A 23,390-nucleotide genomic window follows, 5' to 3' on the forward strand; every position below is an offset into this window, starting at 1 on the left:
CTTGAGAGTACTAAAAATGGTCGAAATTGTAACTCTTGTAGCGTTGAGAGTACTAAAAAGGGTCGAAATTGTAACACTGATTGAGTTGAGAGTACCAAAATCAGCTGAGACTGTAACGCTTACCAGCTAGCAAGCCAGCCCCCCCTTGCAACTCACTTCATCAACTCTAATCAATCTCCTCCATTTATTAAATATCCAAATCAACCGCCCCTTAGGCTTATGGTAGGATAGACTTAGTATGTTAAAATGACTTGTTTTCAATGAAAGGGTGGGGAAAATGAAGGGGTTCAAGGAATTAAAGGATGCCGATCAAGGGATGCACCAGTCCATGCAAGATCGGCTAAATCAGCAGTTGGCTGCCAATCAAGACCAAAATGAAGCCTATGCTGCCGCTACTCATAGTCCTGCCTTTGACCAGAAGGAGGCCTTTAAGCCGCTGCAAGAAGTGGACCCCAGCCTCTATGAACAAGTCTTGGCGGCTTGTCAAAAAGTGGAAGACCCTGAGCTAGGGCTGGACCTTTATAATCTAGGATTGATCTATGACTTGCTCTATGATGGTCGGGGGAATCTATGGATTAAGATGACCCTCACCATGCCGGGCTGTCCCTTGGCAGATGTGATCTTTGACGACTTGAGCCGAGCGCAAAAAGAAATTCCAGCCATCAAAGAAGTTAAGATTGAACTGGTCTGGTCGCCAGCTTGGCATCCGGAACGCTTGTCGCGCTACGCCCGGATGGCACTGGGATTCATGTAAGGAGGAAGGACATGTATAATATCGGGATTGATATCGGGTCGACCGCTTCCAAGGTGGCGGTCTTGAGCCCGGATAAGGAAACCGTGGTCACGCAACGGGTGATACCCTCAGGTTGGAACATGCGGGAAACTTCGGAGAATATTCGCCATTGGTTGGATCAAGAAGGATACCTGAATGACGCGACTGTTGTTGCTACAGGTTACGGACGCATCTCGGTGCCTTTTGCAGACCGAACGGTCACGGAGATTACCTGTCATGCTCGAGGGGCGGCCTTCTTATCTGGTGAGACCTTGAATATTATTGATATTGGCGGTCAAGACACCAAGTTCATCCTCATGAAAAATGGCATTGTCAATGACTTCCTGATGAATGATAAGTGTGCAGCCGGGACCGGACGCTTTGTGGAAGTGATGGCCAACCGGCTCGGCTTGACCCTGCAGGAGATGTTTGATGCGGCGAGTCGAGGATCCAAGGAGATCTCCCTATCCTCGGTCTGTACGGTGTTTGCGGAATCGGAAGTGATCTCCTTGATGGGGCAAGGACGGGACCAGGATGATATAGCTGCGGCGGTGATCAATTCAATCTGTTCCAAGGTAGCCGGCCTAGTTAAACGTAAACGGACCTTTGGTGGTTACTTCCTGACCGGCGGCTTTGCGGGGAATCCACTGATCTTAGAAAAATTATCGGAACGCTTGGGGTCGCCAGTGATCTCGGATCCTGATGGACGCTTTGCTGGAGCCATTGGGGCTGCGAGGGAAGCCAAATGACCTTGCTAGAAGATCTCGAGATCATCCGTCGTCAGGGATTTATTGAAGCGATGAACCGAGCTAGTCGACAAACCATCGTGGCAATCTTTGGTCGGGTGCCCTGGGAAGTCTTCTATGCTTTTGACATCTTACCCATTCGTGCCTATGCGGCGGATGCACATGTCATTGAAGAGCGACAGGGCTATTGCACCATGCTGGACGCAACTATCGAGTACTACCGCTTGAACAAGTGCCCCTATATGCACTTTGCTAAGGCCTATATGGTGGATGACTTTTGTCCCTTGCGCTTGGAGGCCTTGACCCAAAACTTGAGTCCGGTCTATATCTATCGTGATCTTGACGGACTGATCCACCTCTTAGAGGAAAAAACTCAGCAGAGCCTGGATCTAGTTAAGCTAGAGGCCGTGGTCCAACAATCCCAGGCGATTTCTCAAGCCTATCTAGCCTTAAATCAAGCAGACTTGGAGCCGTCCATCATTAATCAAGCCCATTACCAGGCTCAATTTATTTTTGATTTGGACCAACGGCTAGCCTTTTTGCAAGACTTGATGACCGATCAAGTAGTCAGTCATCCCATGGTGGCGACGAACCAGTTGGCTGGCATTCAAGAACATCTAGCAGACCAAGTCCAGCTAGTAGGTTGGGGTTGTGAAGAGGAAAGGCATCTGATCAGTGACCAATCCGGGCTGGCCTTTTTGAAGGAGAAATACCAATCTCAGCAAAAGAAAATCGACTATCAACCCTGCGGCTGTCCCTTCAATGAGGGGGCTAAGCAGTTAACTTATGAGGGGGAGCAATCATGCAAGTAAAGGATCCATTAAATGTCTGGACCCAAATGTATATCGATCTAGAAGATCCAGACTTATTAGCTAAAGAATTACCGGATAACTATCGAAAATACTTTAAAGCAGATGAAGACCGTCCTGAAATGATGAAATACTTTGATGCCATTATGGCTGAGTTCGGTGCTTCCTTACTGCAGCGAATGATGGACTTCCGGATTAAAGGGGGCAAGGTGGTCGGAACCTATTGTGCCCATATCCCGAATGACTTGATCTATGCGGCGGGTGCCTTGCCGATTGGTCTTTGTTCAGCCAGTACGACCTTTGCCCAGATGGGTGAGCAATTTATGCCGGTTAATACCTGCCCATTAGTCAAGGCTTCTTTAGGGGCGCGTCTAACTCACTCCTGTCCCTATGCGGCTTCAGCCGATTTATTGATCGGAGAGACTTCCTGCGACGCAAAGACCAAGGCTTGGCCGATTATGCAAGAAGAAGCAGATATGTTCGTTCTGCAACTTCCTAACCGTAAGACGGCTGAAGATTTTGCTAAGTTTAAGGCAGAGTTATATAAAATGATCGAGGCCTTGGAAGAGCTCACCGGTAACCAAATCACCGCTGAGTCCTTAGCGGAAGCCATCCACTATCTGAATGAACAAAAGAAAGCTATTCACAGGATGTGGTCCTACCGTAAACGCGATCAGATTCCTATTTCGGGTAAGGACTGCTTGATCGTTCAACAATGTGCGGCCTATGTAACCCCTTTGCAGTATATCGACCTCGTCAATCGCCTTTGTGATGAGTTAGACCAACGGATTGTAGAAGGACGGACGCTAACCACTAAGGATACCCCACGGATTATGTTGTCGGGGTCACCGATTGGTTTGCAGGCTTGGCATATTAATTCGATTATCGAAGCTTGTGGAGGGATGGTTGTGGCTGAAGAGACCTGTGGCAGTCTGCGTTTGTATGAACGTCTGGTTGCTGAAGAAGGGGCTAGCCTGGATGAGATGCTGGATGCCATAACGGCCAAGTATTTTGGGGGCATCCATTGTGCCTGCTTTACCCCGAATCCAGGTCGAATTGAAGACTTAAGACGCCTGCGCCAGGACTACAAGGTGGATGGTCTGATCGATATTCACCTCAAGTTTTGCCAGATTTTTGATGTGGAACACTACTTTATTGAAAAAGAAATGACCAAGGACGGTTTACCTTGCATTGGCTTGGAAGTCGATTATGGGGACGATGCTTCGGGACAACTACTGACCCGACTTGAAGCCTTTTTGGAGATGATTGCCTAATGGAAACGAACTATCTAGTGCTCTTTAGCAATGTCAATGATGGGATGGCACTCTATCAAGCCATGCAGGAGGCCGGAATGGCTTGTAGCGTATCCTTTTCCCCTAAGAAAGTGGAAGCAGTCTGTGGGATTACCGTTCGCTTTCAAGGGGCGGACCAGGTAAGCGCCGTTTATGATCTGGCTCAATCTAAGGATATTGTCATTAAAGAAATTATTGAAGATGAAGGGGACGCTTAGGCGTCCTTTTTTGGTGGGGGATTAGATGGGATCGGTTGGAGGATTTTATCGAGCTGCTGGCATCTGCTTGACGGGTGCCAGTTTTCTTTTTGAAACAATTATTAGTTTTTTTGATGCGCCTTGATCCTTGATTAGCGCTTATTTGGTCAAGAAGGGTCGGTAAAAAGCGGGTTATTTATCAAAGATCTTAATTTGAAGCGGGGGACTAGACATTCTAAAATGAATAGGACTAGTGTCTTAGAAAGGATGGGATAGTGTGCGGGTGGATTCGGTCTTAGACCTAATTGGAAATACCCCCTTGTTGAAGTTAAATCACTTGTTCAGGGAGGATCAAGCAAAGGTCTATCTAAAGTTGGAGATGTATAATATTGCGGGTTCGGTCAAAGACCGGGTAGCGCTTGGAATGATCGAGGCAGCGGAAGCATCGGGAGAATTGAAGCCGGGACAGACCATCTTAGAATGCACTTCAGGTAATACTGGAGTGGGCTTGGCTATGGTGGGAGCTTTAAAGGGCTATCCGGTAAAAATTGTGATGTCTGAAAAGGCTAGCCGAGAACGGCGGCAATTGATCTCAGCTTATGGCGGTCAGGTGATCTTGTCGTCCAGTCCAGGAGGGATTGCCGAGGACGTGGAACACTACCGACAAGTTGCCAAAGATAAAGGCTATTACTTTATCTCCCAATTCTGGAATCCAGCCAATCCTCAAGCTCATTATGATTCGACCGGTCCGGAGATTGTAAGGGACTTGGGACGGGTGCCGAATGCCTTGATTGCTGGAGTGGGAACTGGTGGAACCTTGACGGGAACCGGGGCCTATTTGAAGGCGCAAGATTCTGCTTGCCAAGTCTTTGCCCTGGAGCCCAGTGAAGCGGCGGCTTTATTAGGACACCCTAGTGGTGATCACCAGATCTCAGGAATTGGGGCTTCGATCTTGCCGGGGATTATTGACCAAAGCCTCATTGATCAAGAGTTGACCGTCGATACAGCGACTGCCATTGACTGGGTCAAACGCCTGGCGCAAGAAGAAGGGGTCTTTTTAGGGACATCTTCAGCGGCGGCAGTAGCAGCTGTCAACCAGGTGATCGATCGTTTTGAGCCAGACCAAAGCATTGTGGTGATTGCTCCCGACTCGGGAGAAAGGTATTTGTCGATGGAATTACTGGATATCAATATTCAAGAAGCAGAATAGAAAGAGGGATTGTATGAAAGATTTTTTAACACGCGCGATTCATGGGGGACGCTTAGAAGATACGAATTATCCGGGGCCGTCCTATCCGATTTATTTGTCATCAACCTTTAATCAAAAGGGGCTGGATGAGTTCGGAGAATTTATGTATTCCCGTTCAGGTAATCCTACCCGGTCCAACTTGGAAGAACAAGTGGCATCCTTAGAAGATTGCCAATATGTCTTAGCTACCGCTTCTGGAATGGCGGCGACCGCTATTGCTTTATCCTTCCTACAAGCTGGTGATAAGATCTTGATTAATTCCAATGTCTACGGTGGTACCTGGACTTATGTATCGGATTTTCTAAAGCAAAAGGGTATTGACTATGAGATCGTGACCGACTTCAATCAATATGACTTTGATCAAGTGGATCCGGCTGTTAAGGCTGTTTTCATCGAGACCCCATCCAACCCCTTGGTTGAAGTGACGGACATTGCAGCGGTTAGCCAAGCAGCTAAAGCAAAAGGCTTAACGGTGATCGTGGATAATACTTTTATGACCGCCTACCTGCAAGAACCTCTCAAATTAGGGGCGGATATTGTGGTTTATTCTGCCACTAAATATTATGGCGGCCACTCTGACCTGATCGCTGGCTTGATCGCTTTAAATGATGAAGCACGCTACAATGACTTCAAAAAGCAACGGAAGCTCTATGGATCGCCTTTGGCACCTTTTGACTGCTTCTTATTGAGTCGCGGAATCAAAACCATGCCCCTGCGGATAGATCGTCAAGAAGCCAACACCAAAGAAGTGGTAGAATTCTTAAAAAACCATCCCGCTTGTGATCGGGTCTATTATACGGGCTTGGATCCAGAATCAAAGGCTTATGCGATTCAAACTAAGCAAGCTAAGGGTTTTGGTTCCTTGATATCCTTCGAACTGAATGAAGGCTATGACCTGAATGCCTTCTTCAAGGCCTTACAAGTCTTTGATTTAGCGGTTTCTTTAGGTGGGGTGGAATCCTTGATCTGTCTTCCTGCCAATATGACCCATGAGGACTATGATCCAGAATTACTGGACCAAATCGGAATCAAAGCGAATCTGTTGCGGGTAGCGATTGGTATTGAAGGTGCCGAAGACTTGAAGGAAGACTTAAAACAAGCCTTTGAAGCATCTAAGAAATAGTTTTTATTATTAAATTTGTTAATCTTTCTAATCTACTCTGCTTTATATAACATTATTGAATCAATTATACAAGGATTAATATCAGTCCCACTAGAATGGGGCTCTTTTTTATTAAATTAATTAATTTCTTAAGAGGACATAATGTAAAAGCTTACAACAAACTATTAAAAAATATCATAAATCTATTTATCAAATTATTAAATAGTCCTATTTATAAAGTGTTTTTAAAAGTAATAAAAAATAACCCTTATTACAATAGTTATAAATGGTCATTGATATTATAAATAAGTGGTTATATAAATTATTTATTTAAAACTATGATAATTCGACAAATTGAATGAGTTAATTGTAAGTGATAAATTATTACTGGTTTGTGGTCTGTCAACAGAAGTTGTTGGGCCTAATTAATAAATATTGAGGAGGAAAATGTTTGAGTAAGTATTACGATGACGCTTTAGAGTTTGCCAAAAAGTATATTGCGCCATATGCCGAGGAGATGGATGCGAAAGCTGAATTTCCAAAGGAAGTTTTCAAAAAATTGGGAGAGCATGGGTATATGGGGTTAATGGTGGAGGAAGAATATGGTGGACAAGGTAAAGGTGTTCAACAAAATGTTGAAGTCTGTTTAGCTTTTGCACAGTATGCTCCTACCGTAGCTTTATGCTATATGATGCATAATAACGTTATGCCTAAATTCTATAATGCAAGCAAAGAAATCAAGGACAAGATCCTACCAGAAATTGTAAAGAATGGAAAATTTATTGCTGCTGCAGGAAGTGAGCCTAAGGGTGGTAATAACTCAAACTCTTCTGAAACAACTTATAAAGTTGTTGGGGACAAAGCGATCATAAATGGGTCAAAAACTTTAGTTACCATGGGTGGAAATGCAGACTATTATTCTGTTGTATGTACAAATGAAGAGAATAATCAAGTGTCTTGGTTTATTGTGCCTAGTGATACTCCGGGGATTACTTTTGATACGAATGATTGGAATGGATTTGGTATGCGGGGTAATACAAGTTGCTCAATGTACCTGAAAGATGTCGAAGTAGACCTTCTTTATTTAATTGCACATGCCGATACGATCAACAAGAGAGACATTCAAATTGGAGATAATTCTTTCATTATGGGGATTGCTTGTGCTAACGCAGGGGTTACCTTTGGCGTTTGTCGAAATGCGATTGAACATATTAAGAGTCGTGTTTATCCAGATGGTAAAAAGATGATTGATTTTGATACTATAAAACTACACGTGTCGAAAGTCTATACCTTGGCTCAAGCAACAAAGTCGCTATGTTTAGAAGCAGGTAGAGCAACTGATGCCAATGAAGAAGACCAAGATGAAAAATGTGTCGCTGCTAGATTAATGGCTACTGAAGCAAGTATGGAAGCAGCTAAACTCGGGATGAGAATAGGTGGAGGAAGAGCCTACAATAATAAAGGCAGCATGACAAGATGGCTCAGAGATTCCTATGCTGGCCAAGTGATGGCACCAAGTGTGGATGCACTCTCATTGACTTTAGGTAAAAATATTACTAACAAAGATATTGAAATAAAATAGTTTAAGGAGCGGATTAAATGAAAAAATTGTCGATAGCAATGGATGCATCTCCTGCTTATGTTGAAATTTTTGATGCGTATATTTCGTATTTATCAAAAAATGGACTAGATATCGAAGTTTTCCATTATTCTCCAGTTGGAACGGCAATGAAGAAATTTATTGATGGAGAAGTGGATATGTTTTGGGGAGGACCATTTCAATTTGCAATTATCAATCATGCTTTATCAGGAGCTCAACTAAATCCTTTAGCAGAAGATACTGATATTGATTGTCATTCGGTCTTCATTACTAGAGCGGATAGTGATATTAATTCATTAGAGAATCTTAAGGGTAAAACGATTAGTACAGGACCAAAATATTCGGCAGAATCTCGAATTATCCCAGTTCAATATTTGAGAGAACATGGTTTAGAAATTAATAAAGATTATTATGAAAAAAACTATGATACTCAGAATGAAGGAATTCAGGCGATGATGGATGGTGAAGTTGCAGCGGCAACTAGCTTTTACCGAAACTTCTTGAATCAATTAGCTTCAGGTGTATATATGGATTGGGAAGTAAAGGTGTTTGCAAAAACTTCACCATGGGATCACTGCATTTTTGCGGCTCAACCTAATTTGGATGTTGAAAAGAAAGAGGATTATCAAAAATTTGTTGAGCTGATGAAAGAAATGGATAAAGACGATCCAATGGTTAAAGACGCTATGAGAATGGAAGGCGTTAATAAGTGGGTAGAAGGACGTCCAGATAAGTATCAATTGTTATTAGATGGATGCGAATATTTAGATATTTATAAAGACTTCGAATAAAATTTTATAATTTTATTATGGAGGTGAGTATAAGTAATGAAAAATAATAATATACTTGATAATAGTGTAAAGATTAATAATTTAAGTTTTAAATACAACGGAAGTGATAAAAATATCTTCAACAATATTAACATGGATGTGCCTGGTGGAGAGTTTGTTTGCTTTTTAGGAAAATCTGGTTGTGGAAAGTCTACCTTATTACGATTGATTTCCGGATTGGAAAAACCTTCAAAGGGTGAAATTTATTTTGGAGATCAACCCAATAAGGGACCAGGTTTAGATAAGGGTGTTGTCTTTCAAGATTATGGATTATACCCTTGGATGACAGCTGGGAAAAATATTGAACTAGCTATTGAACAGAAGTATCCTAAAATATCTAAATCAGAAAAAAGAGAACGAGCCAAGGAGATTATTCGAAAAGTAGGTCTTAAAGAAGAAGTTTATAAGATGCTACCTAAAGAGTTATCCGGTGGTATGAGACAACGTTGTGCAATTGCCAGAGCTTTTGCAATTGATCCGCCAGTATTATTGATGGATGAGCCCTTTGGTGCTTTGGATGCTGTCACTCGAGCAACGTTACAAGATATGGTACTGGATTTGTGGGAAAAAGGGGAACCTAAAAAGACGGTTTTCTTTGTAACTCATGATGTGGATGAGGCGTTATTGCTTGCTGAAAGAATCTTTGTTTTAGGGCAAAGTGGTAGCGATGTTATCCTAGACGTCCATGTAAGTGATGATGAAAGACTGTTACGTGATGAAAATGACAGAGAGAAAACAATTGTTTTGAGAAATAAACTCGTTCATACGATTAATCAAGATGTAGAGTCAAGACTATAAGGAGAAAAACAATGAAAAAAGGAATTAAATTATTATTAACATCAACGATGGCTATGAGTTTGCTACCTTCACTAATTAATTTGACTAATTTGGATGTTGAAGAGCCATTTTCAATTGCTGCTGAAGAAAAACATGATTTCAAAGATAAACTACAAGGGGAAGATGGTGTAGTTAGATGGGTGAGAGGTCACTCAGGAAACTTAATGATGACCATGGCTAGACATAATGGTTATCTAGAAGAATATGGATTGAAAGTGGAAGAAGTTCCAATGCAAACAACTGACGAATCATTTGCGGCAGTAAAAGGAAATCAAGTGGATATCGTTTCGAATGCAGGGACTAATACGCCATTACAACGTATTGCTACTGGTGATGATTTGGTTATCTTCGGTGGTCATATGGTTGAAGGTGGGATGTTCTTAGTTGGGCGACCAGATTCAGAATTTAAAGATATGTCATCCTTGATTGGTAAGAAGGTTGCTTCTGATCCTAGTCAATATGTCATTTCAGGTCCGTTATTAGAGATGGGTTACAATCCTAAGGAAGATGTTGATTGGGTTCAATTAGGTAATTCATCTGAAGCAGTAAGTGCATTGAAGAGTGGACAAGTTGAATTCGCTGAAATTGGTACAGAGTCAGCCTACCAAGTTAAAAATGATCCGGATGTTAAAATCATTGGAAAATTTGGGGATTTAATGGATAAATATTCATGCTGTAGAATGGAAACCGCCTCAAGATTTATTAAAGAAAAACCAAATACTACTAAGGCTCTTGTTAAAGCCTTATTAAGAGGAATGAAAGCTTACCACGATGATCCAGACCAAGCCGCTAAATTATTAGCTGAAGAATTAGATATGCCATTGGAATTCGTTGAAGCATATGCATTAGACTCTGGTTACGAAATTAATCCTGACCCTCTATATAATTCATGTGTACGTGCTTGGGCATACTTAGATGAATTAGGTCTTTTAGATGAAAATGCAAAGAACATTAATTTAAGAGACCACATTGATGTTGAATTATATAAAGAAGCTTTAGATGAAGTAATTGAAGAAGTCGGAGACGAAGATCCTGAATACTGGCAAGGACAATTAGACTACTTCAACAAATACAATAGTATGTATTATGACGAAAAAGAAGAAGAAGAGTATTTCAATCAAGTTAAGAAAACGATTGATGACAATAGAGCAAAAAATGCAAAAGAATAGATTCTAGATAGGTGAGGAAAAATGAAAAGAATTAAGGAGTTTGCAGTAAAATATTGGATAACCCTAGTTCTGATTTTGATACTTATCTTTGGATATGCTTATTTAGCTAATAATAAGTTGCTTGATCCATTTTTATTTCCGACAACGGATGCGATTATAAAATCTTTTAAGGCGAATTTTTCAACCATGTTTTTAAATATGTTTGCGTCATTTAAATTGTTATTCCCATCCTTATTTATTGCGGTAGTTATCGCGGTAGTTATCGGTGTGCCACTTGGATTAAATAAAAGACTTAGAGAAGGTACTCTACCTGTTGTTTATGCTTTAAGTGTTATTCCATCGATATTATTATCACCATTCTTATTACTACTAGCTCCTAGTTTAGAATGGGCTTCTCGAATTATGATTATCTATAATGTTATTTGGCCAACTTGTTTTGGGATTATGTACGGAATAGCAACGATTGATAGTACTTATTTAGATACAGCGGCAACTCTAGAACTTTCTGGATTTAAAAAGCTTTTCAAAGTTATTCTTCCAGCAGCCTCTCCTACCGCATTATCTGGATTTGTAACCTCTTTGAGAGGATCTTTCTTAGTATTAATTTTTGCTGAGATGTATGGGGCTAAGTATGGTATGGGATACTTTGTTAAAAAGAATGCGGACTATGGTATTTATAGTAATGTGTGGAGTGGATTTATTTTCTTAGTAATTGTTTTGGTGATTATCTTGAGAATATTTGAAGCTCTTAAAGATCGAAATCTTAAATGGACCATGGAATAACTTGTGCTGTGCTAGTTAATTTCAAAATGTAGTACATTATCTCATAAGGGAATAAGAAGAATTAAGGGATCGAGTAGTTAGAACTGCTTGGTCCCTTTTTTGGTTGATTCATTGGATTTTTTCGAACGGCTGGAAAAGATCTCGTTGTGTCAGATCATTTATTATAAAATTTTATAAATAAAGGGTAAATTAAATAGTATAGTTAAAAGTAAGAATTTTTAAGTTCCTAATCACAATATTCAAGGAGATTTGTAATTGTAAATGATAGTCACTCTATTTAAAAAAAATAATAAATAGACTAAAAATTTCCTAGAAAAAATTATCAATATTGTTGTGAAATATTTAATATGATAGTCTTACGTCGATGAGTAAAACATTAGATAACTATAAAAAAACGATATATAGTCAATTTTGAATAAAAGGTATGTAATGCATTTTGATTGTTGGCCTTGTTTATATAGATTTATTATAAATATATAGTGATATGAAATTTTTTCAATATAAGGTTGACTGGAAGTAAATAGGGAGATGGTTAAAGTATTAAATTTTAAAATCATTAAATAGTATAACTTCATAAAAAATACACAAACTATAATGATATATTACCTTATAATACCAATTATAAAGGAGAGAGGATTCAATGGATAAAATTCGTTTAGGTGCTGTTATTTCTTCGCCAGTTATTCCCGAAATTTGGTGGGGGTTATCGCAACATTATAAAGAATATGGGATTATGATAGAAATGGTTTATCATGATAGTTATATTCCTCAAATACAAAAATTTTTAAAAAATGAAATTGACATAACTTGGAATGGACCATTAGGATTTAATGCTATTAGATATTTTTGTAATGACATGCAACTTAATGGTCCTATGAGAAATACAGACTTTGATGTAAGTTCTGTTTTTCTTGTTAGATCGGGAAGTGATATTACAACAATTTCTGATTTAAGAGGGAAGATCGTGGGAACAGGTAGTTTTGATTCAGTAGAATCAAGAATTGTACCGTTATATTTTCTATATAAGAATGGGTTGAAACATGAAGTAGATTTTAAAGAAATTTCTTTTAATGTTAATACTTCTAATCAACTATATGGAACATATAATACTGCTGAATTGAATGCGGTAAAAGCTTTAGTTTCTGGAGATGTTGATGTAGCCGTTTGTTATGAGAATCGATTAAAGAATTGGATTTCTAATGGAGATATTAGTGAAGAAGAGATACAGATATTAACTCAAACACCGAGGTACAGTCACTGTATTTTTGCCGGTAATCCAAATATGGACCACGATTTGTTCAATCGGTTCTTTGATGCAACTTTAGAAATGGTCGGAAGTAATTCGATTATACAAAAAGCAATGGAATTAGAAAATGTACAAAGTTGGAAAGCGCCTGATATTGGAGGCTTTGATCAAATACTGAATGGAGCGAAGCTTTTGAAGATCTTTGAAAAAGGAGAATATGCTAGTATAGAGTTTAATAAAAAGATGTAAGAAGGTGCCTTGGTGGGATTTATGATTGAAATTAAAGATCTTGAAAAAAAGTTTGACGATGTTTCGGTATTATCTAATGTTAATCTAAATATTGAGGAAGGCTCAATCTATGGTTTGGTAGGATCAAGTGGTGCTGGAAAATCAACCTTGTTAAGGTGTATTAATGGATTAACCCAATATACTAGTGGTTCTTTAAAAATTGAGAACCATGAAATCAAGGATTTAAAAGATAAGCAATTGCGAGAATTAAAGAAAAATATTGGAATGATTTTTCAACAATTTTCATTATTAGAGCGAAAAACGGTCTTAGAAAATATTGCTCTTCCTATGAAATGTTGGGGATATAAGTCTAATGAAATTAAACAAAGGACAGAAGAGCTATTAGATTTAGTAGGTTTACATGGAAAGGGGAATGTACGTCCAAAAGAATTAAGCGGAGGCCAAAAGCAACGTGTGGCAATAGCTAGAGCACTTTCGATGAATCCCAAAATCTTACTTTGTGACGAAGCAACTTCAGCGTTAGATCCTAACACTGCAAAATCAATACTAGATCTGTTAAAAAAAATTAACAGAGATCTTTCTATTACAATTATTATAGTGGCCCATCAAATGAATGTAGTAAAACAGGTTTGTGATAGAGTAGCTATCCTAGAACATGGGAAAATAATGATTGAAGGAAACACTGAAAAAATTTTTTTTGAAAAACCAGAAATACTTAAAACCTTACTTGGTGATAATTCGATAGATCATCTTCCTCAAAATGGTATGAATTTAAGAATAAATATTCAAACTGATTCTGATAAATTTTTGTTAAATAATTTTAGTAGGGATATCGATGTACGTTTTAAACTTCTTTCAAGTGAAACACAAAAATTTAAAAATAAAGAAGCTATTTTCTTGGAACTCAATATTGAAAGCCAAGATGTTAATCGAGTAACTGATTATCTCAATGAAAATAAAGTGGAATGGGAGGTGATTTAATGAGTGAAGGGGTAGAATACATAAATAAATTGGTTATACCAGCCTTAGGAGAAACTTTATATATGGTTTCCATGTCTATTATTTTTTCAACTTTAATAGGCGCTATCATAAGTATGATAATGGTTGTTACTAACCCTACAGTAGGTTTAAAGCCAAATAGGAAAATTTATATGTTACTAGATACAATTGTTAATATTATAAGATCATTCCCTTTTCTTATTTTGCTTGTTTCTATTATTCCGTTTACAAGATTTGTGGTCGGGACAAGTATTGGAACTAACGCAGCTATTGTTCCGCTAACTATAACGGCTTCCCCATTTTTAGCAAGACTTTTCGAGAGTAGTTTGTTAAGTATAAACTCTGCAGTTATTGAAGCTGCGCAATCCTTTGGAGCTACAACACTTCAAATTTTATTTAAAGTTATGATGGTTGAAGCGGTTCCTCTTTTAGTATCGAATATTACTATGTCAGTAATTTCCCTACTTGGAGCCTCAGCTGCAGCAGGGGCTGTAGGAGCGGGAGGATTGGGATCTGTTGCTTTAACTTATGGATATCAAAATTTTAACGATACAATTATGTATTCTACAGTAGTAGTATTGATAGTTATTGTACAACTTATACAGTATTTAGGCACAAAAATATATAATCATGTGAAATAGGAGAATAATTATGTTGAAAAAATTATTGAAATCAATGGTAGCGATAGTGTTATGTGGATCTTTAGTTAATTCAAGTTTAGTCTCAGCAGAAGAATTAAAGAAAATTAAAATAGGTGCTTCACCTAATGTTGTAGATGTTGTTGGGGCTATGACGGATAGTTTGGAAAAATTGGGTTATGAGTTAGAAGTAGTTTCATTTGATGATACTATTTTACCTAATACAGCGTTAGCTGAGAAAAGTATCGATGCTAATTTATATCAACATGAACCTTTCCTTAATGCTTATAACGAGGAACATGATACAGACCTATATTTTGTTAAACCATTATTTGGGGGATTTACTGCATTATATTCAGAAAAATACGATAAACTAGAAGATATTCCTGAAAATGCAAAAATTGGTATTTTTGATGATTCTAGTAATCAACATCGAGCATTGGTTTTAGCTCAAGAGACTGGATTAATTAAGTTGAAAGAAAAAGCAGAAGGTGAACTATATAGTGTGTTAGATATTGAAGAAAATCCGAAAAATATTTATTTCAAACCCTTACAAAGTAAAGTATTGGTAACTTCAATTGGAGAAATGGATGCGATCTTTGCTCAAGGAACAAGTATGTTTTTAGCAGAGAAAGATCCATCTAGTTATCTTGTAAAGGAATCGGATAATAAGCCTTATGGCATTGGTCTTGTTGTAAATCCAGAAGATAAGGATGCAGAATGGATTGAAGATGTTATTAAAGCATTCCAAACGGATGATACTAAGCAAAAAATTGAAGATCGTTATAAAGGCAGTTACGTATTCTTTGATTAGTAACTTATATTTAGGGGGATAATATGAAAAAAATTGTTTTATTGCTCATGGCATCTTTAATTTTGCTGCCATCTACAACAATTAAGGCAGATGATAATAATAAAATTATTATGGGAGCTCATACACTCTATAAGCCTATTGCTGATGCATCTAGAGATTACATTGAATCAAAAGGGTATGATTTGGATATTGAGTATCTGTCTGATAATGTTCAGTTGAATGAAGGATTGCGGGATGGCCTTTTTGATGTTAATTTTCACCAACACGAAAACTACATGAATTCGTTTAATAAAGATAGGGATGCTAACTTGATTAAAGTCGGAGATGGTCTTTATAGACAATTAATTGGTTTGTTTTCGTTAAATATAAATTCTATTGATGAATTAAAAGAAGGAGATATTGTAGCTATTCAAAATGATCCTACTAATATTGATCGGGCGATGAAAGTTTTATCTGATGCTGGATTAATAGTTTTAGATGAAGAAAAACTTAAAAGTGGGGATCTTCTTACGGATTTAGATATAAAGGAGAATCCACTTGGATTAGTGTTTAAAAAAATTGAAGGTACAGCACTTGTAAGAACTATGGAAGATACAGCTTTAGGAGTTCTAACAGGTGTGCATATTGCTGAAGCAGGTTTTACCGCTGATGAAGCATTAGCTACGTATACTCGTGATGATGTAGCGATGTACGATATAATTTTATCAGCAAATGGTGATAATTATAATGAAGAAAAGGCAATGGTTGTTCACGACGCACTAGAATCTGATAAAGTAAAAAAAGCTGTAAAAGAGGCATTTAAAGGAAGTTGGGTACCTGTTTCAGATTTAAAGGAAGATGAGTAGTTATGAAACCAATGTTTGAGGAAATAGTTGCTTTTTCAAAAGATAAAATAAAACCTTATGCTAACCAGTTTGATCAAAATGGTCAGTATCCGAAAGAAGCCATGAAATATATCCATAAACAAGGGTATCTTTCTTTGTTAATTCCTAAGGAAAAAGGTGGTTTAGGGGGTGGCATTTTAAATCACACTGAAGCGTGTATGGCATTAGCGGCTAGTAGTGGCAGTGTTGGCTTAATTTATATGATGCATAATGTTGTCTTACATCAAATTAATGAAATGGCATCTGAAAAATTAAAAAATGATGTTTATCAGTCGATTATAGATGAAGGTGCACTTATTGCATTAGCAGCAAGCGAGCCTAAAGGCGGTGCTAATGTTACTGGGCCACAAACAAAAGCGATTTTATTAGACGATGGTAAATATGAAATAAATGGAATTAAATCAATGGTAACTACTGGTGGTTATGCTAAATATTACCTTGTTCATTGTGCTTCAAATGAAGAGGGTTTGATGGATAACTTTTTAATTGAATTAAATTCTGAAGGATTAAGTTTCGAAGAAAATAAATGGAACGGGCTTGGTATGAGAGCTAATGTATCATGCCCAATGTTATTAGACCATGTAAAAGTTGATGAGTATAATAAAGTAGGAGCGTCCGGTGATGGAATTAAAGGTCTCAATATAAGAAGTGTTCCATTTGTTTTAGGATTAGCAAGTGTTTATGCAGGGTTATGCAGTGGTTTAGTTGATGCAGTCTATGATCATATTAAAAAAAGGGAAATAGAAAGTGGTAATGATTTATTAAAATATGAATCCATAAAATATCACTTTGCGAAAGTTTATAATTATATGAATTCTGCAAAATCAATCGTATTTGATGCAGCTCGTAGTTATGAAAATGAGGATAGCGATTATCTTCAAAAGGTTTACTCTGCAAGAATTGTTGCTACGGAATGTGCAATGGAATCGGCTAAATTTTCTATGAGAATCGGCGGGGGACGTTCATACAATAAAGAAAATGAAATTGAACGTATTCTTAGGGATTCCTATGCCGGACAAGTCATGCTACCGAGTTTAGATGGTTTAGAATCACAACTTACTGAAATGTTTTTTGAAAAATAATTAATAACTTGAGGTGAAACACATGGACAAAAAGATTACGTTAAAATATCCATCAAATTTGGTGTGTGATATTCATGTTGGAGAACATCGATTGATCACTGATTATCCAGTAGAACGCGGTGGGTATAATGTTGCGATTAGTCCTTGGGAGGTGTTTCTTTCTTCGATCATTGCTTGCCAAGGAGTCAATCTTGCAAAATATTGTAAGGAACATCAGTTAGATTATAGTGAGATAGAGTTGGAACTGGTCCCCATTGTTTCGGATACTCGAAGAGACCCTAATCCAGAATATCAAATAAGAATCGATATTCCTGAGACTTTTCCTTCAGAACATATTAATGAGATGGTTCGCTTCTTTAGTGATTGCCCGGTAGTTAATCATTTAACCAAGCTTAATCCCATTCTTTCCACATACATTAATGGTGAGTTGGTTATAAAAAATGAAAGAAAGTAATGTTCTGTTGGATTTATTTAAATAATAGTTATGACTTAATGTATGGAATCAAGTAACCTGGAGTTGCTTGGTTCTTTTTTTGATTATAATGGGAGAAGGTGTCTGAAATCTTGGATGTTATTAGAGAAATTGTTGCAGATAAATTAGCCATAATTAGTTTAGTAACGCACGAGATGGAATTTGCGAAAGATATCTCTGATAAAGTTTATTTTATGGAAAAAGGTCTTGTTGTTGAAAGTGGGTCCCCAGAGAAGATTTTTACCAATGCAAGCGAAGAATGGACAAGACAGTTTTTAAAGAATTTTCATAAATAGATTCCTATGAATACAATTTTAACAATAAAAAGGGTTGATAGAAGAGATTACTTTTATCAACCCTTTTTGTTTGGTCTATTTCTATTTATTCGTTACAAATAGTCATTCAGATGATCTGGGCGACAGATTTTTTTCAGAGTTCTTTAATAATGTTTGAAAATTTACGTGTAGAAATTACAGAGGCATATACATCCAATATGGAAGCGGGTAATGCTTGTTCATGTTACGGATACGGGCAAATCTTGTCGATGAAAGGTCATCATTATGAGTTCTGGATAATTTAAAGCAAGTGTTCCTGCGTAAGTGTAAAACTCTTATTCATAATAGCCGGTTCTTTGACTTTGTCGATTGTCTGAGAGTTTATACGCATCGGCTTAAATATATTTTGCTTGCTAATCAAGACCAAAATGAAGCCTATGCTGCCACTACTCATAGCCCGCTTTTTGACCAGAAAGAGGCTTTTAAGCCGTTGAAAGAAGTTGACTCCAAAATTAAATTGACCGATTGTACAACTTGATGTACAATTAATAGGGGTGAAAAGTATGGAAATTACAAACTACAGTGATTTTAGACAAAATATGAAAAAGTATATGGATCGTATTAATGAAGAATCAGTCGAATATACTGTAACTTCCAAAAATGGTAATGATGTAGTTGTTATGGCTAAGTCCGATTTTGACCAAATGATGGAAACCTATTATCTATTATCCAGTCGAGCTAATCGTGAAAACCTCTACCAAGCGATGGACGAACTTGAACGTGGCGACTATGAAGTTGAGGATATCTAATGAAAATTCATTGGAGTCGACGAGCTGTCATTGAACGTGAATATTGGAAGGAACATAATCCAAAAGTCTATGATAAGCTTTATCAATTACTAGGTGCAATTAAAGAAACTCCTTATCAAGGATTAGGGAAACGGGAAGCGTTAAAGTTTGATTTGTCGGGCTATTGGTCTAGACGTTTAACTCGACAAGATCGTTTAGTTTATCGTGTGACTGACCAAGCGATTGAAGTCTTATCTTGTAAGTATCATTATTAAATGTGTCGTATTTTCTGAGAGTGATAACTTATTTTTAGAACCAAGCAATTTTAAATTGCTTGTTTTTTTTGATAGTTAGAATTAGAAAAACTTTGATTAATTTAAGATCGACTGTTGCACCGTTAGGGATTTTATTAATATTTTACGATTATCATATTTTATAATAGATATTGAAAAGGCTCATAGGATTATGAAGTGCCCCCAAGAAGTTAGATTTTTGGGGGCACTACAAGAGATTACTTCTATCAACCCTTTTTGTTTGGTCTATTTCTATTGATTCGTTACAAATAATCATTCAAATTATCTGGACGCATTTTATTTTCTACTTGCTTTTTATCTAAACGAGGTAGTTTTTTCTTTTGCCAATCAATCCAGGACCCATCATATAGACATGTGTTTTCCCAACCTAAAATCAACGAATAGAAGTATGGTAAGCAGGCCCTCCACCCGGTTCCGCAATAGAAGGCGACTCTATCTGCAGGAGTTATGTCTTGTGTCCGCCATAAGTAAGCAATTTCATGAGGGTTGCGATAACTTCCGTCTGGATCGTAATAATCTTCCATTTTCTTGATTTTAGATCCTGCGAATCCCCATATTGCATTATAAGGCTCCCCTACGGTCATTTCATTAGAAATACTTGGTAGATTTTCGTAACCACCTTTAATACCTACATGTTCCTCCCAGGAGCGTACGCTAACTAATTTAATTTTATTTTCTAGTTGTAGATTGTAGATATCACGACCGTCTTCAATTCGCATGGTTTCGTTTGGGTAATTCTTGGAGACGTGTATGTTGGTCTTATTTGAGATATTTGATTTTTGTTCCAGTGGAAATCCAAGCTTTTCCCAAGCGTCTATACTTCCATTTAATAGGCGTACATCTTCAATTCCTGCCCATTTTAGAATAAAAGCAGCTCGAGCAGCAGCAGAAGGATTTCTAGAGTATAGGATATGAGTTTTTTGATTTTCTAAACCTATTTGAGAGAGATAATTTAATACCGTTTTATGATCGGTAATATTTAATGTATCCTTATCTTCTAGATAATTTAAATTTAAATAGACAGCAGTTGGTATGTGTTTTTGACAATATAAGTCATAGGCATTGAATTCTTCATCAGGCATAGTATCAATTAATGAACTATTGACTTCGAATATTTGGTAGCCTTGATTATTGTATTGATCAACATTTTCTCCACACATCAATTTTTTCAACCAATGAGGAGATACAAAGTATTGGAAGTTTGGGAATTGAAAGAATAGATCTGGTCTCTCCTTATACAGCTGATCCAAATTATTAAAAACGCTAACACATGGAAAGTTTAGTTTTTCTTTTAATATGTGAAAAAATTTGATAGATCGCTCAGAGTCAGAGTCGTAAAGAATGATTTCTTTATTTTTAAGAATTCCTTTATTAATAATAAAAGCTTCAAGTTTATTTTCATTAATATTATCTAGCCACTCTATTGGAAATTGAACAGCTCCAATAATATGTCCTTTAACTCCCAAATCATCAGCATAGCCATTAAAAAAGCTATCCTGTCGAGTATCTACAAGCTGAACGAATGGATTATCAATGAGTTGTAGTATTTGTTTTGTATCTGTATATAAGTTCATAGGCATATAGTAAAATCCCTTCTAAAAAACCTAGCCCATTTTGGGCTAGGTCAATTTTTATTTTTCTAGAATGACTTGGGAACCTTGATAGATTTCATTGAATTTATCTTTAAATTCGTCAGAATTTAATTCTTCTAGAAGAATTTTAACCCATTCTGAATCTTTATCTTTTTCATGGACAACTAATCCAATAGGGAAGTCACCAGATTTTCCATCTTCTTCTATGTAACTTTGAGGGTCAATTCCTGCTTTTTGCATGACGGAAGTATTTCCTAGTGCGGCATCAGCATCTTTATATGCCCCAGCAATCATACTCACTTCCACTTCTGTAAATTTAAAGTTTTTAGGATTATCTTTAATGTCAAGAAGTGAGATAAATTCCCCACTAGGTTCATTAAGAGTTAGGAATCCTAATTTTTCTAAAAATTGTAGACCACGTTGCATATTGGTTGGGTCATTAGGAATTAAAATTTGAGCACCGTCTGGGATATCTTCAATTTTTTCATGTTTTGTTGAATAAATACCAAATTGAGAAGCGTAGGCAAATTGGTCATCTAGCATTACAAAGTCTGCGTTATTTTCTTTATTGAAGGTTTCAATCCATGGTTTATGATTACCAATAATAACATCTAAATCACCTGCTTGTAACCCTTCTGCAGGAAGACTGTTGCCATCAAAAACTTTCAACTCAACTTTTATATCTCCTTTTTTGTTAACTTGATCTGTTAAAAAAGTAAAAATATCTTGATTAAGTCCATGGACACCCAAAACAATTTTTTCTTTCTCATCTGCTTTTTTTGCAGAGCGTTTAATTTGCGATGAATTATTAAGTACTAGGTCACGATTACCATAATTAAAAACTGACAATGTAATAATCCCTAGAAAAAGCATTAAGACAACATAAAAACTATTTTTTCTTTTCATAATAAACACCTTTCTTATTTGACTTTTCTATAGATTAAGTCTCCGATGAATTGAACAATATTCACCAATATAATCAAGACAACGACTGCATAGTATAAGATAAATTGGTTAAAACTCTGGTAACCATAAGTAATTGCAACAGCTCCTAATCCTCCACCTCCTATCGAAGAAGCGATTGTTGATCCAGCAATATAAGTAATTACCGTCAATGTTACAGAATTAATTAATTGCGGTAAACATTGTCTGACAATCACCTTAAAAAATATCTGAAGATCTGTAGCCCCGTATGATCTAGCTGCCTCGATGACTTGCTTATTGACGCTTAGAAAGTTTCCTTCAAACATTTTTGCTGTAAATGCTGAACAAGCAATCGATAGAGTGAATATGGTAGCTTTCATTCCAATGATGCTCCCAATTACTGCTCGTGTTACGGGGATTAGAGCGATAATTAAAATCAATAGGGGCATTGAGCGAATAAGATTCAAAATTGTATTAAATAAATTATAAAGTTTTTTGTTATAAGTTAAGCCATTTGGACCCCATAGAATTAAGAGCATAGCTAAAAGAAAACCAATTGTACAACCGATGAGAGCAGTAAAGCTAACGATCGTAATTGTTTCTAAAGTAGCAGGGCCAATAAGTTTGCTCCAGAGGGGTATAATCTGATCCATCTAGATTCACCTCAGTCATTTAATAATTCAAACCGGACCGACTTACTGATTAAATACTGTTTTAAGGTAAGTTCATCGTTTTTAGATACTGAAATTATAAAGTGATTGATTTGGGTATTTTTTAAATTATCTGAATAATAATCAATTAAATCTATATTTATTGTCAATTCTCGAAACAGTTGGGTAATCAATTGGCTTGAGTGCACGTGTGCAAGATATTTTACATGAAAAATTGTTTTTGAAGGACTGCTGCTATAGGATTTAGTTTTTCCTATTAAATTTTTTAAACTTTGTGGTTGATTAAAAAATATTTCTTCGGAAGAACCAACATCTTTTATTTCACTTTTTTCGATAACGGCTACATAATCGCATAGAGATTTGACAACTTCCATTTCATGAGTCACAACAATGATTGTTTTTTTATAACGTTCATTAATACCTTTTAATAAGGAAATAATTGAATCAGTGCTGTTGGGATCGAGTGAAGACGTTGATTCGTCACTTAAAATTATATCTGGATCAGTTGATAGAGCACGAGCAATAGCTACTCTTTGCATTTGCCCTCCAGAAAGGTCTCTTGCTCTTACATGCTTTTTATCCTTTAAGTTTACTAGATCAAGTAGATCATCAATTTTATTATTGATGGTTGATTTATCATATCCCCAAACTTTCATTGGTAACGCAATATTTTCTGCGACAGAAATTCGGTCGATCAGCGAGAAATTCTGAAAGATCATGCCAATGTTTTTCCGAGTTAATCTTAGCAGACTAGGAGACATTGTTGAAATTTCTGAGTCGTCAATAATTATTGAACCACTATTAATTTTTTCTAAACCATTAATACATCGCAATAGTGTTGATTTTCCACTACCACTTTTACCAAGTATTCCAAATATACTCCCAGTAGGAATCGATAGGTTAATATCTTTTAGGACATGGTTCGAGCCATAATATTTTTCTAGATGCCTAATAGTTATCATCTTTATCACCATTTCAAACTCTATATTATTACTATAATAAATCAGAGAAAGTTGTTTGTATATCAATGTCATTCTAGCATAAAAAGATATTAGG

At 36.8% G+C, this 23,390-nt stretch carries 26 protein-coding genes; 22 read left to right on the forward strand and 4 right to left on the reverse strand.

All coding sequences use genetic code 11. The annotated features are described in order from the left end of the window. Nucleotides 1–328 precede the first annotated feature (328 nt). The 22 genes from HMPREF9706_RS07125 to HMPREF9706_RS07230 all read left to right on the forward strand — a co-directional run bounded on the left by HMPREF9706_RS07125 (nt 329) and on the right by HMPREF9706_RS07230 (nt 19,108). Nucleotides 329–754, forward strand: a complete 426-nt coding sequence (locus HMPREF9706_RS07125) for a metal-sulfur cluster assembly factor (protein WP_407918969.1) — start codon at nt 329–331, stop codon at nt 752–754. An 11-nt stretch (nt 755–765) separates the two neighbouring features. Next, a complete protein-coding gene (locus tag HMPREF9706_RS07130) occupies nt 766–1,521 on the forward strand; it encodes an acyl-CoA dehydratase activase (protein WP_006908693.1) in 756 nt (251 codons plus the stop codon). After that, the gene (locus HMPREF9706_RS07135) at nt 1,518–2,330 is read left to right on the forward strand and encodes a 2-hydroxyacyl-CoA dehydratase family protein (protein WP_006908694.1); all 813 of its coding nucleotides are present in this window, start codon (nt 1,518–1,520) and stop codon (nt 2,328–2,330) included. Before HMPREF9706_RS07130 ends, HMPREF9706_RS07135 begins: the two co-directional genes overlap by 4 nt. Continuing rightward, the gene (locus HMPREF9706_RS07140; RefSeq protein WP_006908695.1) at nt 2,321–3,601 is read left to right on the forward strand and encodes a double-cubane-cluster-containing anaerobic reductase; all 1,281 of its coding nucleotides are present in this window, start codon (nt 2,321–2,323) and stop codon (nt 3,599–3,601) included. The genes HMPREF9706_RS07135 and HMPREF9706_RS07140 overlap by 10 nt, the downstream gene beginning before the upstream one ends. Continuing rightward, on the forward strand, nt 3,601–3,837 hold the full coding sequence (locus HMPREF9706_RS07145) for a DUF3343 domain-containing protein (RefSeq protein WP_006908696.1): 237 nt from the start codon (nt 3,601–3,603) through the stop codon (nt 3,835–3,837). The genes HMPREF9706_RS07140 and HMPREF9706_RS07145 overlap by 1 nt, the downstream gene beginning before the upstream one ends. A gap of 256 nt (nt 3,838–4,093) precedes the next feature. After that, complete coding sequence (locus tag HMPREF9706_RS07150) at nt 4,094–5,026, forward strand: PLP-dependent cysteine synthase family protein (protein WP_006908697.1); 933 nt, start codon at nt 4,094–4,096, stop codon at nt 5,024–5,026. Between the two features lie 13 nt (nt 5,027–5,039). Continuing rightward, on the forward strand, nt 5,040–6,188 hold the full coding sequence (locus tag HMPREF9706_RS07155; RefSeq protein ID WP_006908698.1) for a trans-sulfuration enzyme family protein: 1,149 nt from the start codon (nt 5,040–5,042) through the stop codon (nt 6,186–6,188). 430 nt (nt 6,189–6,618) lie between these two features. After that, entirely contained in the window at nt 6,619–7,749 is a 1,131-nt protein-coding gene (locus HMPREF9706_RS07160) for an acyl-CoA dehydrogenase family protein (protein WP_006908699.1), read from the forward strand. Nucleotides 7,750–7,766: 17 nt separating this feature from the next. Further along, nucleotides 7,767–8,558, forward strand: a complete 792-nt coding sequence (locus HMPREF9706_RS07165) for a phosphate/phosphite/phosphonate ABC transporter substrate-binding protein (RefSeq protein WP_006908700.1) — start codon at nt 7,767–7,769, stop codon at nt 8,556–8,558. A 36-nt stretch (nt 8,559–8,594) separates the two neighbouring features. Then, nucleotides 8,595–9,395, forward strand: coding sequence for an ABC transporter ATP-binding protein (locus HMPREF9706_RS07170; protein WP_006908701.1), 801 nt, complete (start codon nt 8,595–8,597; stop codon nt 9,393–9,395). Between the two features lie 11 nt (nt 9,396–9,406). Then, nucleotides 9,407–10,603 carry an ABC transporter substrate-binding protein gene (locus tag HMPREF9706_RS07175; RefSeq protein ID WP_006908702.1) on the forward strand — a complete coding sequence of 399 codons (1,197 nt, stop codon included), beginning with the start codon at nt 9,407–9,409 and terminating at the stop codon, nt 10,601–10,603. Nucleotides 10,604–10,624: 21 nt separating this feature from the next. Continuing rightward, a complete protein-coding gene (locus HMPREF9706_RS07180; RefSeq protein WP_006908703.1) occupies nt 10,625–11,386 on the forward strand; it encodes an ABC transporter permease in 762 nt (253 codons plus the stop codon). Between the two features lie 640 nt (nt 11,387–12,026). Further along, complete coding sequence (locus HMPREF9706_RS07185) at nt 12,027–12,881, forward strand: phosphate/phosphite/phosphonate ABC transporter substrate-binding protein (RefSeq protein ID WP_006908704.1); 855 nt, start codon at nt 12,027–12,029, stop codon at nt 12,879–12,881. 21 nt (nt 12,882–12,902) lie between these two features. Further along, complete coding sequence (locus HMPREF9706_RS07190; RefSeq protein WP_040444741.1) at nt 12,903–13,862, forward strand: methionine ABC transporter ATP-binding protein; 960 nt, start codon at nt 12,903–12,905, stop codon at nt 13,860–13,862. Next, nucleotides 13,862–14,521 (forward strand): methionine ABC transporter permease, encoded by a 660-nt coding sequence (locus HMPREF9706_RS07195; RefSeq protein ID WP_006908706.1) that lies wholly within the window; start codon nt 13,862–13,864, stop codon nt 14,519–14,521. The genes HMPREF9706_RS07190 and HMPREF9706_RS07195 overlap by 1 nt, the downstream gene beginning before the upstream one ends. A gap of 10 nt (nt 14,522–14,531) precedes the next feature. Beyond that, nucleotides 14,532–15,332: a MetQ/NlpA family ABC transporter substrate-binding protein gene (locus HMPREF9706_RS07200; protein WP_006908707.1), complete on the forward strand. Its 801-nt coding sequence runs from the start codon at nt 14,532–14,534 to the stop codon at nt 15,330–15,332. A 23-nt stretch (nt 15,333–15,355) separates the two neighbouring features. After that, nucleotides 15,356–16,177: a MetQ/NlpA family ABC transporter substrate-binding protein gene (locus HMPREF9706_RS07205; RefSeq protein ID WP_006908708.1), complete on the forward strand. Its 822-nt coding sequence runs from the start codon at nt 15,356–15,358 to the stop codon at nt 16,175–16,177. Nucleotides 16,178–16,179: 2 nt separating this feature from the next. Then, nucleotides 16,180–17,298 carry an acyl-CoA dehydrogenase family protein gene (locus tag HMPREF9706_RS07210; protein ID WP_006908709.1) on the forward strand — a complete coding sequence of 373 codons (1,119 nt, stop codon included), beginning with the start codon at nt 16,180–16,182 and terminating at the stop codon, nt 17,296–17,298. Nucleotides 17,299–17,320: 22 nt separating this feature from the next. Continuing rightward, on the forward strand, nt 17,321–17,752 hold the full coding sequence (locus tag HMPREF9706_RS07215; protein ID WP_006908710.1) for an OsmC family protein: 432 nt from the start codon (nt 17,321–17,323) through the stop codon (nt 17,750–17,752). Nucleotides 17,753–17,862: 110 nt separating this feature from the next. Beyond that, a complete protein-coding gene (locus HMPREF9706_RS07220) occupies nt 17,863–18,066 on the forward strand; it encodes an ATP-binding cassette domain-containing protein (RefSeq protein WP_006908711.1) in 204 nt (67 codons plus the stop codon). Between the two features lie 542 nt (nt 18,067–18,608). Continuing rightward, on the forward strand, nt 18,609–18,854 hold the full coding sequence (locus HMPREF9706_RS07225) for a type II toxin-antitoxin system Phd/YefM family antitoxin (protein ID WP_006908712.1): 246 nt from the start codon (nt 18,609–18,611) through the stop codon (nt 18,852–18,854). Further along, nucleotides 18,854–19,108 carry a Txe/YoeB family addiction module toxin gene (locus HMPREF9706_RS07230; protein WP_006908713.1) on the forward strand — a complete coding sequence of 85 codons (255 nt, stop codon included), beginning with the start codon at nt 18,854–18,856 and terminating at the stop codon, nt 19,106–19,108. The genes HMPREF9706_RS07225 and HMPREF9706_RS07230 overlap by 1 nt, the downstream gene beginning before the upstream one ends. Before the next feature lie 281 nt (nt 19,109–19,389). Here the strand turns inward: HMPREF9706_RS07230 and HMPREF9706_RS07235 are convergent, their stop codons facing one another. From HMPREF9706_RS07235 to HMPREF9706_RS07250, 4 genes are read right to left on the reverse strand one after another with little or no spacing between them, the layout of a single operon-like run. After that, nucleotides 19,390–20,727: a rhodanese-like domain-containing protein gene (locus HMPREF9706_RS07235; RefSeq protein WP_006908714.1), complete on the reverse strand. Its 1,338-nt coding sequence runs from the start codon at nt 20,725–20,727 to the stop codon at nt 19,390–19,392. 51 nt (nt 20,728–20,778) lie between these two features. Then, nucleotides 20,779–21,645: a MetQ/NlpA family ABC transporter substrate-binding protein gene (locus HMPREF9706_RS07240; protein WP_006908715.1), complete on the reverse strand. Its 867-nt coding sequence runs from the start codon at nt 21,643–21,645 to the stop codon at nt 20,779–20,781. A gap of 14 nt (nt 21,646–21,659) precedes the next feature. Then, on the reverse strand, nt 21,660–22,316 hold the full coding sequence (locus tag HMPREF9706_RS07245) for a methionine ABC transporter permease (RefSeq protein ID WP_006908716.1): 657 nt from the start codon (nt 22,314–22,316) through the stop codon (nt 21,660–21,662). An 11-nt stretch (nt 22,317–22,327) separates the two neighbouring features. Next, the gene (locus tag HMPREF9706_RS07250) at nt 22,328–23,296 is read right to left on the reverse strand and encodes a methionine ABC transporter ATP-binding protein (protein WP_231285862.1); all 969 of its coding nucleotides are present in this window, start codon (nt 23,294–23,296) and stop codon (nt 22,328–22,330) included. Nucleotides 23,297–23,390 lie beyond the last annotated feature (94 nt).

Source organism: Facklamia hominis CCUG 36813, from assembly GCF_000301035.1.
Taxonomy (GTDB): Bacteria; Bacillota; Bacilli; order Lactobacillales; family Aerococcaceae; genus Facklamia; species Facklamia hominis.